This is a genomic window from Rhodococcus sp. DMF-1 (assembly GCF_021441945.1).
Classification (GTDB): Bacteria; Actinomycetota; Actinomycetes; order Mycobacteriales; family Mycobacteriaceae; genus Rhodococcus; species Rhodococcus ruber.
Window position 1 is genome coordinate 775,984 of sequence record NZ_CP090442.1, and the last position, 18,206, is coordinate 794,189.

Annotated in this window: 8 protein-coding genes and 1 pseudogene; 5 read left to right on the plus strand and 4 right to left on the minus strand. The window is 63.2% G+C overall.

Translation table 11 applies throughout. The features are described from left to right. The first annotated feature begins 1 nt into the window (after position 1). The 3 genes from LZP97_RS03655 to LZP97_RS03665 are packed head-to-tail and all read left to right on the plus strand — an operon-like array spanning position 2 to position 13,228. The gene (locus LZP97_RS03655) at positions 2 to 4,714 is read left to right on the plus strand and encodes a hypothetical protein (RefSeq protein WP_048773014.1); all 4,713 of its coding nucleotides are present in this window, start codon (positions 2 to 4) and stop codon (positions 4,712 to 4,714) included. Then, positions 4,707 to 11,060 carry a DEAD/DEAH box helicase gene (locus LZP97_RS03660; protein WP_048773011.1) on the plus strand — a complete coding sequence of 2,118 codons (6,354 nt, stop codon included), beginning with the start codon at positions 4,707 to 4,709 and terminating at the stop codon, positions 11,058 to 11,060. Before LZP97_RS03655 ends, LZP97_RS03660 begins: the two co-directional genes overlap by 8 nt. Next, positions 11,057 to 13,228, plus strand: coding sequence for a UvrD-helicase domain-containing protein (locus LZP97_RS03665; RefSeq protein ID WP_234574970.1), 2,172 nt, complete (start codon positions 11,057 to 11,059; stop codon positions 13,226 to 13,228). Before LZP97_RS03660 ends, LZP97_RS03665 begins: the two co-directional genes overlap by 4 nt. 3 nt (positions 13,229 to 13,231) lie before the next feature. On the opposite strand, the gene LZP97_RS03670 is transcribed toward LZP97_RS03665, so the two are convergent. Continuing rightward, positions 13,232 to 13,699 (minus strand): hypothetical protein, encoded by a 468-nt coding sequence (locus LZP97_RS03670; RefSeq protein WP_152693022.1) that lies wholly within the window; start codon positions 13,697 to 13,699, stop codon positions 13,232 to 13,234. A gap of 443 nt (positions 13,700 to 14,142) precedes the next feature. Here LZP97_RS03670 and LZP97_RS03675 point away from each other — a divergent pair, with 443 nt between their 5' ends. Then, positions 14,143 to 14,904 carry a hypothetical protein gene (locus LZP97_RS03675; protein ID WP_082170381.1) on the plus strand — a complete coding sequence of 254 codons (762 nt, stop codon included), beginning with the start codon at positions 14,143 to 14,145 and terminating at the stop codon, positions 14,902 to 14,904. On the opposite strand, the gene LZP97_RS27370 is transcribed toward LZP97_RS03675, so the two are convergent. Together LZP97_RS27370 and LZP97_RS03680 are read right to left on the minus strand one after the other, a co-directional pair. Further along, positions 14,874 to 15,188: a DUF3761 domain-containing protein gene (locus tag LZP97_RS27370; protein ID WP_082170380.1), complete on the minus strand. Its 315-nt coding sequence runs from the start codon at positions 15,186 to 15,188 to the stop codon at positions 14,874 to 14,876. The genes LZP97_RS03675 and LZP97_RS27370 overlap by 31 nt on opposite strands. A 92-nt stretch (positions 15,189 to 15,280) precedes the next feature. Next, positions 15,281 to 15,763 carry an HNH endonuclease family protein gene (locus LZP97_RS03680; RefSeq protein ID WP_053085920.1) on the minus strand — a complete coding sequence of 161 codons (483 nt, stop codon included), beginning with the start codon at positions 15,761 to 15,763 and terminating at the stop codon, positions 15,281 to 15,283. 273 nt (positions 15,764 to 16,036) lie between these two features. On the opposite strand from LZP97_RS03680, the pseudogene LZP97_RS03685 reads away from it, so the two are divergent. Beyond that, positions 16,037 to 16,261: pseudogene (locus LZP97_RS03685) on the plus strand (IS1634 family transposase); the annotation flags it as partial. A gap of 175 nt (positions 16,262 to 16,436) precedes the next feature. Here LZP97_RS03685 and LZP97_RS03690 read toward each other — a convergent pair. Next, the gene (locus LZP97_RS03690; RefSeq protein ID WP_048773001.1) at positions 16,437 to 18,200 is read right to left on the minus strand and encodes an Hsp70 family protein; all 1,764 of its coding nucleotides are present in this window, start codon (positions 18,198 to 18,200) and stop codon (positions 16,437 to 16,439) included. Between the last annotated feature and the right edge of the window lie 6 nt (positions 18,201 to 18,206).

Genomic DNA, 18,206 nt, shown 5'->3' on the forward strand with positions numbered 1-18,206 from the left:
CATGTTCGACTCCATCTCCAATGTCAACGACTACTTGTCGGAGCACTGGCTCGCGGAGGTCTTTCCCAGCAAACTGAAGGAGTTGGGGAAGGTTTGGAAGGAACGCGCGGACCAGGAGAAGACCACGCCGATCAAGGGTCTGATCGGAGTCAGTGGCAGCTACCTTCGGACGCTGGGCGACCTTCCCGATCCGACGCATCCCGACTACGCCACCGTGGTCGCGGAGGCGCACGAGAGTCTATTACGGGCGGTCGGTTTCGAGGCGAGCGAGACCGTGCTGGAGACGTTCCAGGGAGAGACGCCGATATCCGTCCCGCTGATCGCGCGATTCCCCGGCGCGGCCGACACCGACGCCCTGCACATCCTGCAGGCAGTGCCTACGGCCGACGCTGACTCCCTGTTTTCCGACGACGCCGAGTTGCTGCACCCGCTGCAGCTGACTATCACCAGCGAGAAGACCGAAGAGCTTGCGTCGGTGTCCAAGTCGATCACCCAGCTGTTCGTCAGCGACCACGCACCGAGATACCTGCTCGTGATTGCCGGTGGTACGGTGCTGCTCACGGACGCCGCCCGGTGGTCGGAGGGTCGCTACCTTGCCTTCGACGTCGCGACCGCATTGGACCGGCGCGACGAGAAGGCTGCTGGCGAGCTCGCTCACCACGCCGGACTCTGGTCTGCGGACGTGCTGCTGCCCAACGACGACGGTAAGGCGACCCTCGATGCCTTTACCGAGGACTCCGAGAAGCACGCCGTCGGCGTCAGCGAGGATCTCCGCGAGGGCCTGCGCATCTCGATCGAGAAGATCGCCAACGAGGTGCTTGCGCAGCGTCGCGCGGCAGGCCTTCCTGTCGAGGGGATCCCGGAACTCCCAAAGGACCTGACGATCCAGTCGCTGAGGTTCCTGTACCGAATCCTGTTCCTACTCTTCGCGGAAGCTCGTCCAGAGCTGGGCATTCTTCCCGTCGGTGCGCCCGAGTACGGCTCCGGGTACGGCCTGGACCGGCTCCGCGAGATCATCCAAGTCCCCCTGACCGGACGCTCGGCCGACGGCCATCACCTGCACGAGTCACTGGACCTGTTGTTTCGGCTCGTCAACGACGGTCACGGCGCTGGCACCGAGGACAGTGACGGGCTGGTGTTCGAGGCGATGCGCTCGGACCTGTTCGATCCCAATCGCACCCCGTTGATCGACGATGTCAAAATCAGCAATCGGGTGCTGCAGGAGGTGCTCACCCTCCTGCTCCTGTCGAAGCCGTCGAAGAACAAGAACAAGCAACGCGGCTACATCTCCTACGCCCAGCTCGGCATCAACCAGCTCGGTGCCGTCTACGAGGGGTTGATGTCGTACTCGGGCCTGATCGCTGACGATGACATGGTCGAAGTCGCGAAGGACGGCAACGCCGACAAGGGCTCGTGGCTTGTGCCCTCCACCAAGTCTGGTGATTACGCCGCTGAGGACATCGTATGGCGCGAGGACCGGCTGACGGGGCGCAAGGACATCGTCCGGCATGCCAAGGGCAGCTTTGTATTCCGGCTCTCGGGCCGCGACCGGCAGCGCAGCGCCTCCTACTACACACCCGAGGTGCTGACCAAGACCGTCGTCAAGCACGCACTCGCGGAACTCATCACCCACGAGACGACGGCGGCCGACATACTTGAGTACCGCATCTGTGAGCCGGCACTCGGCAGCGGTGCCTTCCTCAACGAGGCAATCAACCAGCTCGCCGCCGAGTACCTGGTCCGCCGGCAGAACGAGCTGGGGGAGCGGATCGAGCCGGAGCAGTACACCACCGAGCTGCAGAAGGTGAAGGCGTATTTGGCACTGCACCGTGCCTACGGAGTAGACCTGAATGCCACCGCCGTGGAGTTGGCTGAGGTGTCCCTATGGCTCAATGTGATGCACCGCGGACTGCAGGCCCCGTGGTTCGGTCTACACCTTCGGCGTGGAAACTCTCTAATCGGCGCCCGACGCGCCACCTACGACTTCACGTCGCTCGGCAAGGCGAAGAAGAGCTGGCTCACGACCCCGCCCGTCGACCGGCCGCTGTCTGAGGGGCCGATCGGCGACGGCGAGATTCACCACTTCCTCCTGCCTGCCAGTGGCTGGGCTGCCGTCTCAGACGCTAAGCAGGCCAAGGAACTGATGCCGGAAGCAGCGGACGCCCTCAAGAAGTGGCGCAAGGAGGTGACGAAGAAGCCGGACAAAAGGCAGCTCGACCGGCTGCGGGCGCTGTCCCGCCGTGTTGAGCGCTTGTGGGGGCTGACGCTTCGTCGCCTCGCGATCAGCGAGCGTGAGATTTCCCGCCAGATCAGCGTCTGGGGAGTTGATCTTCCCGCTGTCGAGGCGGCTGTTCCTCGTGAGCAGGTGGAGTCGGAATTGCTCGACCCCGAGGGTCCGTACATGCGGCTGCGGCTCACGATGGACACCTGGTGCGCGATGTGGTTCTGGCCGCTGACCGGATCGGTTGAGGACTCGGATAGCGATGACGACAATCACCCGGGTCCGCCCAGCCTTGAGGAGTGGATCGTCACTCTCGAAGGGCTGCTCGGCTTCGACGGCGTACGCAAGAGCGACGAGGCCCAGGCCATGTTCCACGAAACCGTTGACAGCTTCGGTCAGCTAGCGGAGATGGACGAACTCGAGCGCGACTTCTATGGCATGCGGCCGGTATGGAAGCTGGTGTCGAAACATCAGTGGTTAGGGACTGCGCGCGGAATTGCCGAGGAGCAGGGCTTTTTTCACTGGGAACTTGACTTCGGGCAGATCTTCCAGCGCGGTGGATTCGACCTGCAGGTGGGTAATCCGCCTTGGGTGCGACCCGATTGGGTCGAGGCTACTGCGCTTGCGGACTTTGACCCTTTCTTTGGCCTCGAGGAGCGGATCCCAGAGCACTCGTTCGCGGCGCGACGATCTGCACTGCTTTCGAACGCAGGCGTGCTCCAGCGTTACCAAGAAGACATCTCGGCTTGGGCAGGAACAGCGGCGCACCTTGGCTCATCAGTGGAGCACCCGGTGCTTACTGGAGTGAGAACGAATCTCTATACGAATTTCATGGAGCGGGTGTGGCGCGGATCGGGGCACCGCGGGATCGCCGCGTTGATCCATCCGGAAGGCCATTTCTCTGATCCGAAGGCGGGTAACATGCGTGCGCAGACCTACTCGCGTCTCAGGAGACACTGGCAGTTCGGCAATAACTTGCTGTTGTTCAGTGACGTCGACAACAACGTCGCATTCGGTGTCTCAGTATATGGTGCACCTAACGAACCGCAATTCCTGAATATGTGTACGATTCAGGACCCCTCTACGGTTGATGGATCATTAGTGGACAATGGATTGGGCGAGGTCCCAGGGACTCAATATCCCTGGGGCGGATGGGACCTACGGCCGCATTCGTCACGGGTAACAATGATCGACACGTCGGTTCTTCGGGACTGGGCACAGCTTTTTGATCCCCCAGGAACGCCCTCGAACGCAGCGCGGTTGGTTCGTCCGTTGACCCGTGAGCATGTTGACGTGCTGAGCGTGTTCGCGCGGCACGAGGTGCGAATCGGGGATTTGAGCTATAGGTGTTCGGCCGTTTGGAATGAAAAGATGTCGAAAACGGCTGGATACTTGAAATGGAAGACTGCTGCTGCCTCGAGCTGGGATGAGGTCATCTATCAAGGCCCGAATTTTACAGTCGCGAACCCGATTGCGAGGGAGCCCAACAATCCATGTAAGTCCAACAAGGACTGGAAGCTAGTAGACCTCGAGAGCATCGCGGAGGACGCGATTCCCGCTACAAACTACCAGCGCGAATGTGAACGTAGCGTCTATGACAACGGTCTTCCCTCGTGGGACGGTTTGCCAGCGACCGTCTACTGGCGTGTCGCATGGCGAAATATGACGCAGCCAGGGCTGGAGCGCTCGTTGCATGCTGCCATAATCCCGCCGGGCACAGCACATGTCGACGCCGTCCGGTCGTCGGTGATTGGAGCTGGCAAGCGAGGTGAGTTTGCAATTTCGTCGCGAGTGACGGATTCGCTGAACACCGTTCTGGTCGCGGGTCTCCTCGCCTCGTTGCCGTTTGACTATCTTATTAAGGTCAGTGGATCGGCTCATGTGAACGCTGAGTTGGTGGAACGATTTCCGGCTCCGATTGAACATATGGCCTGGCCGTACCTCCTTCTACGCACCCTTCGCCTCAATTGCCTAACCCGTGAATATGCGCCATTGTGGGAAACGCTTTATCGGGATGAATTTTCTGACGATTATTGGACGTCTCACTTTGCTATTGGAGCCAAATCTTCAGTCGTCGAGCCGGAGTGGACAATGGATACCCCGCTACGCTCCGATTTTGAGCGGCGTGCCGCCCTGGTCGAAATCGATGCCCTTGCCGCTCTGATGCTCGGACTCACAGCTGACCACCTGGCATTGATGTTCCGAGCACAGTTCCCGGTCCTCCGGAAATATGAGTACGAGATGCACTTCGATGCGAATGGGCGGAAGATCGCCAAGGACCACCACGCTCAAGGTGTCAAGCAGCAGAAGGATGATTACAAGCTCTTGCAGGCTTACCTCGAAGGCGAGGACTGCGGCGACCTGCTCGACCGTTACACGCCGTTCCCTCCCGACGAGAACCATGACGAGCCGTGGTTCTTCAAGCCCAACCGTGAGGCCGAGATGCGCACCGCGTACGCGGAGTTCGAACGGAGGCTCGGTCTGAATGGGTGACATCGCGGCGCCGACCTTCCCGTCCCTGCTCGCCGAGGAAACGAAGGACTCGATCACCGAGTACCTGTCCACCACCTTCGCTCTGGCCGACCCCAACGCAGGATCGGCGCTCAGCGAGTTCCTGAGGAACCCGGAGACCGGGATTTTCCGCGGCCCGTACCTGAAGGTGCGCACGCCCTACCAGGAAGTGTCGGCGAAGTGGACGTCGCCGCTTGAATGGATGCCCAAAGGGTTCCGCCCATTTCAGCATCAGGCCACAGCATTCGATCGGCTCTCGACTCGGGACGGCGCTGCACGGCCGACGATCGTGACGACCGGAACGGGCTCGGGTAAGACCGAGTCGTTCCTCGTCCCGCTCCTCGACCACGCGCGGAGGGCGACCGCACGCGGCGAGCAGGGCATCAAGGCGATCATCCTGTACCCCATGAACGCGCTCGTCACCGACCAGGCGCGGCGCCTCGCGAACTACCTGCACGATGACCCGCGGTTGAGCGAGGTCACCGCCGGCGTTTACATCGGCGGCACAGGGCGGCGTCGCACTCCCACCCGCAACCAGCTCGTCGACAACCGCGACGAGCTGCGCAAGAACCCACCAGACATCCTGCTCACCAACTACAAGATGCTAGACCTGCTGCTCCTACGGGCGGGTGACAACCCGTTATGGGACAACGCCGCTTCTACGCTGCAGTACCTCGTCCTCGACGAGTTCCACACCTACGACGGCGCGCAGGGCACCGACGTCGCCATGCTCATCCGCCGGCTCGGCGCACGAATCGGCGTCGCCGAGACCGGCCGCCCACTGGGCCGCGTTACCCCCGTTGCGACCTCCGCGACGCTCGGTGGGGGAAGCCGCTCGAATGAGCTGCGTGAGTTCGCCGAGACCATCTTCGGAACTGAGTTCCCGCCTGAATCGCTCGTCACGGAAGTGTCTCTGACCGCTGCCGACGTGGTCCCGCATGTCGATTTCAGCCTCGACATTCCGGCGGTTGAGGTCATCCTCGAGGCGCCGATGCCCGATGCAGCTGTGGAGGGGTCGTGGGAACCTTTGGCGCGCGCCGTCCTCGAGCCCGTAGGCGAACAGGGCGCCCACGCCGCGCCTGTCGACTACGCCGACCCCGTCGCGATCGGTGAGGTACTTCGCACCCACTTCCTTACCCGAGCCGTCATCGACGCTTTGAGCGATGAACCCCTTACGCCACCAGATGCCGTCACCCGCATCACTCAGGCCGGCGTCCTGGCCTGGGGCGTGCACAACGCCAGCAGGCCCGTCGAGGTGCAGCAAGCGCTCCTGAAATTCCTCGCACTCCTGTCACTCGCCCGCATTCGCGACGACCACGGCTCGCTCCGTCCCCTCCTCAACGTGCAGGTGCAGCTGTGGGTGCGGGAGTTGACCCGAATGCTGCGCCAGGTGTCCCGAGAGCCGAGCTTCGACTGGTGGCACGACGGCCCGCCCGCCGACGGCACCTACCTCCCGGCGGTGCATTGCCGAGTGTGTGGACACTCGGGATGGATGACCTCCACCACCGAACTCGGGGACTCTTTCGCGCACGAGCCGCAGACGATCTGGCGCGACAGCGTACGCCCCGCTACGCGACACAAGACCCGCGCATTGCTCCTGGCCGACGCCGCCGACCAGGGTGTCAGCTTCATCGACGTGGACACCCTCGAGCTTGGCTCCACATCGAGCGCGAACACCATTGCGGTGCACTGCACCGCGGGTGAGGACGCGGCCGTCGACCAGACGTGTCCGGCGTGCGGTGCGCGCAACGCGATCCGCTTCCTCGGATCCAGCGTCGCCACCCTCCTCAGCGTCGGCCTCACCAGTGAATTCGGCTCCCCATTGCTTGCGGAAGACGAGAAGAAGACCCTCGTGTTCACAGACTCCGTGCAGGACGCGGCCCACCGCGCCGCGTTCATCGAGGGACGTGCCTTCCAGTTCAACTTTCGCTCGGCACTGCTCGCGGCCGCCCGCGGCAAACGCACTACGCTCCAGACGGCGGCAGAACGACTGTCGTCCGACACTCCGGTCGCGCAGTTGTACTCGATCACCCCACCGGACTTCGTACGCCGCACCGGCGCCGAAGGTGCCTGGCTGGAACACGACGTCGACGGATGGTTGCGAGACCTACTCGACGTGCGCATCGCGTTCCAGGCGCACCTGGAAGCCGGCCTCAACGCCCGCACAGGTCGCACGCTCGAACTGACCGGTGCGGTCGCCGTCGACATCGACATTGATTTGGACCAGTTCGCGTCGCTAGCCCGCGACATCCACCAGAACCTTCCGCAACTCAGCCTCACCCTGAGTCGAAGCCCCGCCGAGCAGTTGAGTCTCGACGTGCCGGACGACCGGCCGAAGCAGCTCGCGATCGACACCGACGTGTATCCCGGTCCGCGCTACGACATCTGGATCCTCGGATTGCTCGAACAGCTGCGTACGACGGGCGGCATTCACCACCGGTGGCTCGCGCGGTACATCCGCGACGAGGGCAAGCGGTGGTCCATCTGGGGTGGGAGCGCCGAGGGCATGCCGAAGTTCCCCGCCGGTCGACCAGCCCCCGGCTTCCTCACCACCGGCGCGGCAGGCGACACCGACTTCATCGCGTTGGGTCCGCGGGGCGAGTCGCGGCTTACCGACTGGACCCGCAGGTGTCTCGGCGTCACCGCGCCCGAGGCTCGTGCCCTCCTCGTCGACGTCGTCGACATCCTCGCGGGCGACGACGGTCCGCTCGAACGTCGCAGCGGCGAAAAAGGATCCAAGATCTACGGCCTTACCGCAGATCGCATCATTCTGGATCCCAACGGTATCGAACGGCTGCAGTGCCCGGTGTGTCACCACGTGCAACCCGCCGCCTCGAATCGCGCCGCCCTCTGGGACGGAGCGCCCTGCCCGCGAATGCGTTGCCCCGGCACCTTGGCGTCGGTCGAGATCGAGCCGACGAATTTCTACCGGACCATGTACCGATCCGGTCACATCCGACGCATCGTCAGCGAGGAGCACACCGGCCTGCTCGACCGTGAGGAGCGGGAGGAAGTCGAGGCACGTTTCAAGACGGGTGGATCACCCGTGGATCCGAACATCCTCGCCTGCACACCCACCCTCGAACTCGGCATCGACATCGGTGATCTGAGCACCGTCGCGCTCGCGTCGTTGCCGCGGTCTACCGCGAACTACCTTCAGCGGATCGGCCGCGCCGGCCGCTCCACCGGCAACGCGTTTGTCCTCGCCGCCGTACCCAGCTCGCCGCGGGACCTCTACTACTTCGCGGAGCCGACCCACCTGCTGGCCGGTGAGGTGCTGCCGCCCGGCGCCTACCTCAACGCCACCGAGTTACTACAGCGGCAGTTCTTCGCCTTCGCACTCGACCGCCTCGCTGCGGGTGGGCTCGGTACGCTTCCGGTGATGCCGTCCAAGCTTGGTGTTGCACTCGGCGGGGGCATGGACGACGGAGCTTGGCTCCGATCCGTGGTGGACGCGGTCACCGCCGACGCGGACGCGCTGAGCACCGAGTTTCTCTCGCTGTTCGGGAACAACCTTGTTGTCGACGCGCAGCAGGCGGTCCGTGCTTTCGCAGCAACAGGTCTGCGGGAGGAGGCCGCACGCGTGGCGCTGGCGTGGCAGACCGAAACCGACGAGATCCGGAAACGTCTGAACGAACTCGCGCAGACTGTCGCCGAACTAGACAAGCACGGTCACCTCGACGACCAGCAGAAGGACGACCGCAAGCGCTGCATGGGGGAGTCCCGGGCGCTCGGTGACCAACTGCGCGAGCGCGGCCGCCAGGAAACCTTGACCGGCCTGAGCGGCGTCGGCCTGCTTCCCAACTACAACCTCCTCGACGACGCAACCACTCTGGACGTGCACCTATGGTGGACCGCGAACGAGGGCGGCCAGTCGCCAGAACCACAGGCACTCGACCTGACGTACGAGCGCAGCAGCAGCAACGCGCTCACCGAACTGGCGCCGGGCGCCTACTTCTACGCCAACGGCAAACGCGTTCAGGTCGACGCCGTCGACGTCGGCCCACTGTCCCAACCACTGTGGTCTCGCACCCGGCTGTGCCCGTCCTGCGGGTGGGGAACCACCAACGTCGAAGCGTCGCTCGCGTCTTGTCCGCGCTGCCACAGCGGAGCGGTCACCGACTCCGGTGCCGTCCACAAGGTACTTCCGCTGCATAAGGTTTCGGCGGTGCACCGACTCGACGACGTCCTCATCGACGACGACGTCGATGACCGCACCCGAACGTTCTTCACGAAGATCACCGGCGTCGACATCGACCCCGCCGACATCGTCGACGCATGGAAGTTGAAGGCCACGGTGTTCGGGGCGGAGTACGCGCGATCCGCTGTCATCCGATCGCTCAACGTCGGGCTCGGCGACGCCCCGGGCGGTGAGACGATGATCGCGGGGGAGACAGTGACCGCCGCCGGGTTCACCACGTGCTCGCACTGCGGTGTGGTCGCGACACGGCCGACAGAGAAGGACCGCACCAGGCACCGAGGCTTCTGCGCCACCCGTCGCGGGACCGCCGAGACGTGGGAACGCCTGCTGCTGTCCCACGAACTGCGCACCCAGGCCGTCCGCCTGTTGCTGCCGGTGTCGCTACTGCACTTCGAGACGACGATGACATCATTCAAGGGCGCGTTGTTGCTTGGACTGCGTCGCGATTTCGGTGGCGACCCGCAACACCTCGACGTCGTCGCGTCCGGCATGAGTGACGGAACAGGGTCGGTGCGGCGGTTCCTGGTCCTCCATGACACCGTCCCCGGCGGTACCGGATACCTCGATAGGTTCGGCCAGCCCGACCGACTTCGAGGCATCCTCACCCTCGCCCGCGACGTGCTCGCGACGTGCCCGTGCCGGCTCGAAGGGCGCGCGGCCTGCCACCGCTGCCTCTACGGCGTCCTCTCCTCCCGCGAAATGCCCCATGCCTCCCGCGAATCCGCGCTCAAGATGCTCGACGAGTTCCTCAGCGACTGGGAAGTCGAGACCATCCCCACGGTAAGCACCGTCGACATCGCGAAAGTCCAACTGAGCGAGCTCGAGCTGCAGTTCCGGGAAGCGCTCAAGGAACGCATAGCGAGCCGGGACGGATGGTCCGTGGAGACCGCCGTCGGGTCGAACGGACAGGAGCTCGACCTCCGGCTCGCGAACACCAACGGCGATCCGCGGCGCTGGCGTATGCGTCCCCTGGTTGACCTCAAGGCGGGCTCGATCACCACACAGCCCGACTTTTTGTTCACGCGCAGTGACGCACAGGGATGTGATGTGGCGGTCTACCTCGACGGCGAGAAGTACCATGCGAGCATCCAACACAACAACACCGCCGACGACGCGCGGAAGCGGGACGCACTGCGTCGCGACGGTCGACGGGTGTGGTCGATCGCTTGGGACGACGTGCAGGCGTTCTTGTCGAAATCGCTGAAGGCCACGGTGCCTCCGTTGATCCACCAGCAAATGCAGAACACGGCGAGTACCGGAATCGACGACCAGCGATTGAAAGCGATGTGGGGTAACCCGATCGACTTTTTAATCGAGTATCTGGCCGATCCCGACGCCGGGGTGTGGGGCGCGGGTGCGGACGGAACCGTGCTTTCCATCGTCAACGCGGGCAAGCACGGATCCGAGGCACCGATCATGCTCGCGCCCAGTGCCCTCATGGTGGGCTTGAGTTCCTTCTTGGCGGGCGAGACGCCCGCATCCGATCCGGCAGGTTCGGTGATGGTGGTGCCCCGCGTTGGTCTGAGTGGGCTGCCGCTCGTGATCGTCGCGGACCCGAACGATCATGTGTCGACCCTCGGGGTGCTGTGCGTGCTTGACGACCGTGCATCGGAGGTCGGCGGCCCGGCGCACGTCGCGCGCTGGCGCGACTGGCTGCGATGGTCGAATGTTCTCCAATTCCTCACGCGGCCCCGGTTCGGGCACGACCTGCCGATGCGCATGGTCGAGATCTGGACCCGGCGTTCGGACGGTCCATTCGCGGGCGCGTTGATCCCATTGGCGGGATCGGGGCTCGGCAAGATATCGGATACGGCGATCGAGCTGAGCCCTGAGTGGTCGCTCGTGCGCGACTACACCGACCCTGTTCTCGCCCGGCTCATCGAGATCATGGCTCAGGAAGGCGTCGACGTACCCGAGGCGGGCTCCGAGGTCGGACCTGAGGAGTCTGTGTGGCAGGTTGAGCTGGCTTGGCCCGACACCAAGGTCGCGATCGTCGTCGACCGCGACGCAGACCGCGACGAGTGGCTCGAGAAGAACGGGTGGACGGTAGCCTCCGCGGAGGGGGCGTTCGAGCCGGATACTCTTGCACGCGAGATCGAAGATGCGGTGAAGGGGAGTACGCAGTGAAGGCCGAAGTGCGGATGCACGACCTGTTCGACAGCTCGTACGATCGCCTCGAGGGCAGCGTCAAGCAGCGCGTCGTGGACTTCATCATGAAGATCCAGCGGGACCCTGAGGCTCCCGGTCTCGACTACAAGATCCCGAAGCTGGCGCAGAACAACCGGGTGCGCACGGCACGCGTAACCGACCATTACCGTGCGGTGCTCGTGGTTGCAGGTGAGGATGATGGCACCGCAATCCTGTATCTCGTGGCGGTCAAGAAGCACGATGCCGCGTACGACTACGCCTCTAAGCTCACCCTCCAGGTCAACGCCAAAACCGGCGCCGCGGAGTTGTTCGATGCCATCGCGCTGGAGGAGGCGGTCGACAAAGCCCGCAATACCCCAGCGGTCCTAGCGTCCGCAAAACCGATCATGCCTGCGAAGGTCAAGCAGAAGGACCTCGAGCGATTCGGTGTCGCCCCCGAGATCGCCGAGCAACTGATGAAGGTCACGGACGAGGACGACCTCATGGCGATCGCGGACGCACTGCCATCCTCGCAGGGGAACGCCGTGCTCGACCTCGCCTACGGTAAGAGTCCCGACGAGGTGTGGGCCGACCTGGTGATCGAGGATCCGGGCGAGGTCGATGTCGACGACCTCGAGGCGGCTCTGCAGCGTCCGCTGTCGCGGCTCAGCTTCACTACGTACGACGGTGAGAACGAGGAAGAACTGCGTGCTGTTCTCGAAGGAGACTTCGCGAAGTGGCGCGTGTGGCTGCATCCGTTGCAGCGCAAGCTCGCCCAGCACACGGGATGGAACGGTCCGTTCCGCGTGACCGGAGGAGCAGGCACCGGAAAGACGGTGACTGCAATCCACCGGGCGCGTCACCTTGCTCGTCGGCTCGACGCCGAGTCGTCCGCACAGAAGGTTTTGTTCACGACCTTCACCAAGAACCTGTCTCGCGCGATCGAGTTCCAATTGAAACAACTGGCAGGTCCGGAGATCGTCGATCGAGTCGATGTCGTCAATATCGACGCGTTGGCCCGCCGGGTAGTTACTGCCTCGGACGCGCGCCGCAAGGCCGTGAGTTCAGTGAAGTTCGTCGATGCCGATTCTCCGCAGGTCCAGGAACTCTGGTCCAGTGCGGCGTTGGTTGCCGTCGGCCAGTGGGAGCCGGAGTTCCTCGCAGACGAGTGGTCGCAGGTCGTGTTGGGTAATGCAATCGTGGACGAGGCTGGGTACCTCCGAGTCACGCGAAGCGGTCGCAGTCAGCGATTGACGCGGCCGCAGCGTGCCGACGTGTGGCAGGTCGTCGAGCAGTTCGAACGGCTGATGAGGTCGCAGGGATACATGACCTTCACCCAACTCGCCGCGCAGGCAGCGGCGATGTTGGTGGCAGACCCGTCGCTGCGGGACCAGTTCGGCTATCGGCATGCCGTCATCGACGAAGCACAGGATCTTCACCCCGCGCACTGGAAGTTGTTGCGCGCGCTCATTGCTCCCGATACCGACGATCTCTTCATTGTCGGTGACGCACACCAGCGCATCTACGGGCGGCCGGCCCCCTTGTCTCGCTATGGGATCGAAACCCGAGGTCGCTCGCGCAGGCTCACTATCAACTACCGGACATCGAGAGAGATCCTGCGGTGGTGCTTGACGACGGTCGACCATGATGTCGACGACCTCGACCTCGCGTCCGACACTCTTGCCGGCGCGCGGTCGGTATTCGGCGGCCCGGAACCGGATGTACGTGATTTTGTGTCCCTCAAGAACGAAGATGCCGGGCTGGTCGAACAGATCAAGTCCTGGATCGGAGAAGGGATCCGTGCATCCGACGTCGCTGTCTTCGTATTCGACCAGTCAACCGTCAGCGAAATCGCCGATTTGCTGTCGGGGGCAGGAATCGACAGCGTGGTGGTGACCGAGAGGTCGGAAGAAGACAAGCTCGGCAATGCAGTTCGCGTGATGACGATGCATCGTGCGAAGGGTCTCGAGTTCCGAGCCGTGGCCTTGCCTCGCCTCGGTGCCGACACCTTCCCTCCGTACTACGTCCAGAAGATGTCCGGGCCGACACGGGAGCTCGAGGAGAACAAGCTTCGAAACCTTCTTTACGTCGCGGGCTCCAGGGCGCGCGAGAGGCTGGCGGTCTTGTGGACGACGGAGCTGTCGCCGCTCGCGCGCGCGAGCCATTAGCGTTTACCGAACGGCATCGACCGCAGCAAACGCCGACTTGATCAGCGGGCTGGATTCATCCAGCCGGCCGAGATGGATTCGCTGTGCATTGAGGATGTCCGAAGCGGGAACCCTCGCAGTTTTCGAGTGCCCGAAGATCGCTCGCGCGATCTCGACGAACCGTGCTTTCGCGCTGGAGGTCGTCGAGTTGGGGTCCCACTTTTCGGTTTCCGCGAGAATCGCAGCTTCTGGCACATTGCCGTTAAGGTAGTAGATGTTCTGTCGTGCCCACAGAAGGATCTCGCGGAGGTTCTTAACGACGCTTGCGTCGTCACTGCTACCGTCCTTCGAATTCGCGAAGTGCTGAGGAACACAACCGAGCAGGTCTAGGGCATGATTCTCCCACTCAGCGTTGTGCTCGGTGTTGGCCGGGGTGGAATCGCAGACGCTCCAGTCCGCTTCAACGATTCGTTGGTCGCCATCGAGGAGCATCACAGCATCGGTAGACTTGGCGAGCGCAAGCGTCGGCAATAAGTATCGCACGAGGCTGTCGGCGCCTCCCGGAACTCCCCTGGGTTCGATACGTTCCTCGGAGGTCGTCGCAGTCTAATGTGACAGCACGGGAGACAAGCTCGGAGGAAAGGGCGTCGTCGACCACGATTCGCTTGCTTTCCGACCCTGGTGTGTGTGTCCGAAATGAAAGAACGCCTCGTTAGGGTGTGTTTCATCGGAAATCGGGTGACCGACCTTTGGCGAGGGTAGCCCGACCGGATTCCGGCCATGACACCCGACTGCGGTTGAGCCCCGGGCCGAGCAAGAGTGACCCCACGGATTGGGAAACAAAAGTTCCTCCGCGGGATGAAGTTTGGGTGGTCCCGAAAGGGGGACTGTTGCGGGATGCGAAATGGCTTCGGGCGCGCACTAGGGTGATACATGTGAATTTCAAGGTTGATCTGTCTATCATCACCCGACCCGCGGTGCTCTCCGCACTCGAAGAGTTCGACGAGCTCGGACAGGCGGAGTTCTTGCGGCGACGCGGATACGCCGAAGCGAGGAACTTCAGGCTCGTCTACCGCGGACGGTTCTACGATTCGAAAGCGATCGCGGGTGTTGCCCACGGATATGCAACGGGGTACTTCTGTGGTAGCTCGGAGTTCTCGGGTGGTTTGGCGACGGTCGCTGACTGTCTCACGGGTTTGGGATTCGTCGTCGACCACGGAGGCAAGCACTCATGTGGTGGACTCCTGTGGGACCTGGAAACAACCAAGGTGTTCAAGGTGAGCGGCCGGAGCGCCGCCTACAAGTTCGTCGTTCTGCTCTGGGCGGTGAAGCGCGCCAAGGCGCAACCCGAACTCATCCACTTCTCCGACGTTCGTGCAGAACTGGCGGAACTGTTGGCTCCGTTTGCGGTAGCGAAGTCTGCCCCGAACCCTGCGGACCCGTGGCTCGCGTTGCGCGGGAGCAGTTGGTGGACTCTTGAGGTCTCCGAGGGCATGGACTTGGCCACCGCAGGACATCAGGTTTTGAGTGCTCTCGCCTCCCGCGAGGATCTACGCGCCGGCCTCTCGGAATCTGTGCGGCACAGGCTTCGAGAGGCTACTTGGCGTGACGAGGCGACTCGAGTGCTCGAGCGGCGAATCGCGGAGCTGAGCAGTCCGGCCCGCGCCTACGAACTTGTCAGGCAACTCGGTAGTTGACGTGCCCGCGGCGCTTCGGGTGCCCCCCCGCCCGACCACAACCATTCGTCTACCCCGCTATTGCCTGAGCACGTCCCACTTCGGTTCTGGCTGAACGAGTACGTGCCGTCGTCGCAGCGGGCCGACGCTCGGGTGGGAGCTGTGGTGCCTGGACGGGACCGGGAATGCGGTTGCCATCGACGTTGATGTAGCTGTTCTGTCTGCAGCCACCACTGTGACCACTGTCCGGCGCTATCTCGGTGTGCAGGGGAGGAGCAACGAATGCAGCCGGCGGAGGTGCGCACTTCTCGGTGGTCGGCGACGGCGTAGACTCAATAGTCGCCGGCGCTGTGGTCGGAGCCACGCCGCCACATGTGCGCAACTCTTCTTCGAGCGCTCAGTGTTCGGTGATCGTGGTCCACTGCTGGTAGGCCGCCTTCACCTCGACCTGCCGCGTCACATAGGTGCACTGATAGTTCTCGTTTGGTGGCAGCCACGCGGAAGCATCTCTCCCGTTCTCTGCGCTGACGCTCCGTGCTACCGACTGAAGGTGGCGAGGATCGTTGGCTAGGTTCTTGTGAGCCTTGGCGTGGAGGTCCTGTGCACCCTTCCGCCATGCGTCGGTCAACGAGACCACGTGGTCAATGACGAGGTCGTCGAGGGATACCGAATCCCCTGTGTAGACGTCTTCGAGCGTTCCGGAACGGACTATGCACGCAGACTGCGGGTCGAGAGACGCGGCCGTCAAGTCACGACGCAAGATGTCATTGAGGGTGTCGCATCCGTTGTGACCGCTGTCGACGGAGACATCGTCGGACCACTCCTCGCCGAACCGAGCAAGATCGAAGTCCTGAATCGGTGCTTCGCTGCGGACAGCCACCGTCGCGAGTGTATTCAGGGCTCCGGTCGCTCCCTCGTTATCGACCAGTTCGAAGCTTGCCGGGACGGGCAAGAGTACCGGTGAGGACGTCGCACTCGATGTGGCTGCGGGTACTGGTGGAGCGGTGACCGACGGTTACTCGGCGACGGGCGCCTCTGACCCGAGTTGGCTCACGTTTTCGGGATGAATGGCGGCCCACGTCTGTGAACTGCTGGTTCTCGTCGCGATCGGCCTGACTTCACGCACCAGCAGCGCGGGTTCTAGGCTCGGCGAGTGGCGATTGTCAGGAAGGTGCGCACCAAGTCCGGAGCCACGGCCGTGCAGATCGCCCTATACGTGGGCGGCCGGCAGGGGATCGTCAAACACATCGGCTCGGCCGACACCGACCTCGAACTCGAACTCGGAATGCTCCTCGAACGAGCCCGGGCCTGGCTCGAACCCGATCAACAGGCCCTCGACCTGGGCGTGACTCCCCAGGTCCCGGTCGAGAAACCCCTCGGCATCGTTGGCTCCACTGTTGCATGACTTATCACCCGCTCTAGCAGAGCGGACGTGAGGTGACGCGAGATCGATGAATAGCGCTCGCGAGCAGCAGCGCTCGCGACGAGGTGACCATTGCGGTCGCGGAGGAGCCGTCATTGGTAACGGTCGACCCTCCGCGACCCCACATCGGTCATCTGGATCCGCAGCGACACTCAGGATCATTCGACTGACGCTTACACACCCCGCAGGGCTGGTAGTAGAGGCGTTCGTCGTCTTGGACGTGCGGCGGATTCTTCGCACGACTGAAGTACGTCGAGTTATACGTGTATAGCAGCTCGCCGGGCACGTAGAAGTCGTCCTTCTTGTCGGCTATGTTGGCGCGGATCACGACCGCACCCGGCTCGGGAGCTTCATCCTGGACCATGGCCGGCGGGCCCGGGTCATCAGCGATACCCGAGACCGAGTGCGCGGAGCCGAGGGAGATACCGAACTCGAGATCGTGCAGCGACACTGTCTCGGGGACCTTTCGGAGCTCGGACTTTGCAGTCGCATGGAGCACGCCGTCCGCATCGACGACTGTCCGTAGCGTCAAGCGCTCGATGAACGGCCGAGCGTACTTGTCGACATCGATACTGAGATTCCCGAGTTCATCGCGAGGATCCGACCGCTGCGCGTTACCCCCAGGTCGGCTCGGAGCGCAGAACTGGAACTTTGCGTGGCCGTCCCGAGGATCGGCGCAGTACAGTTCCACGGCATCGCCCGACAACTCCTGCCCTTCGAAAGGCACCTGGGTGCCGGCGCGCAGCAGCCGATGATAGGACCCGCGAGCCAACCGAACCTCGATGTCCTTCGCCAACTGCAACTGCTGGCGGTCGTATGCAATCCACGCAGCGCCCTGAGCGATGAGCGTGCCGCTGTTCTTCGATACTTCGACGCGGTGCGCCCCGAAGAACTCCCGCAGACGGGCTGCGATCGCGGGCATCCTGGACATGCCTCCGGTCACCAGACACAGCGCGACCTGCGAGTCGCTGATATGCGCCGCGTCCAGTAGGGAGGTCACGTGGTCCACTGCCCGGTCGATGAGCGGCTTCGCAATGGTCTCGAGGTCCGATCGGGTCACCTGGTGCATCAACGCGGCTCCAGTGCCTGGATTGAAGTTCCGGATGTACAGCGTTGCGGATTCTTCTTCGGACAGCTCGATTTTTAGATTCTCACACTTGTGGCGGAGCTGTCGTCGACGGTCAGGATCTACATCGCCGGGCTCGTCGGTGGCGTGCATGAGCACCCAGTTCCGAAGAGCATCATCGAAGATGTCGCCACCCAACTCGCCGGTGCCGCTGTTCTGGAGCTGGACAACTCTCCCGTCTTCGAGGCGACACAACGTGAGGTCGAGGGTGCCGCCACCCCAGTCGACCACCAGGATGTTCTTCCGATCGAATCGACGAACGAAATCTGTCCCCAGTTTGGGCCGGAAATGGCCGTAAAGAGCCGCGAACGGTTCGTGGACGAACTGGACGACTCGAATCCCCGCGCGAGCGTATGCCTCTCGAAGAGCGCGGCGACGGTGGCCATTCATATCGACCGGGATTGTCGCGACCGCGTCCGAGATCGTCGAGAGGTAGTCGTTGTTCCGTCTCGAAGTCAGCGCGCGGTTCTTCACGTGTTCGATCACATCGTGTGCCACGTCGACCGGGCTCATCTCGACCCCACCTACCGTGATGGTCTCGTCACCCAGATACGTCTTGGGCGACTTCACGAAATCGCCGTGCACTCCGAGGCCGCTGGCGTCGAGGGCAAGTTTGGCCTCCTCGCCAACCAACTTTCGGACGCCCTCGTACTTCACAATCGAAGGCGTCGGTTGCCCTTGGTCGTCGAGAAGTTCATGGACCTTCTCTGCGTCGACAACGCACACCAAGCTGTTCGTGGTGCCGAAGTCGAAACCTACTACAGTCATATCTGT

Bases quoted from the DNA above. Each gene is read 5' to 3' on its own strand.
- LZP97_RS03655 (WP_048773014.1), top strand. From the start codon at position 2: ATGTTCGACTCCATCTCCAATGTCAACGACTACTTGTCGGAGCACTGG.
- LZP97_RS03660 (WP_048773011.1), top strand. From the start codon at position 4,707: ATGGGTGACATCGCGGCGCCGACCTTCCCGTCCCTGCTCGCCGAGGAA.
- LZP97_RS03670 (WP_152693022.1), bottom strand. From the start codon at position 13,699: ATGCTCCTCGATGGCGACCAACGAATCGTTGAAGCGGACTGGAGCGTC.
- LZP97_RS03690 (WP_048773001.1), bottom strand. From the start codon at position 18,200: ATGACTGTAGTAGGTTTCGACTTCGGCACCACGAACAGCTTGGTGTGC.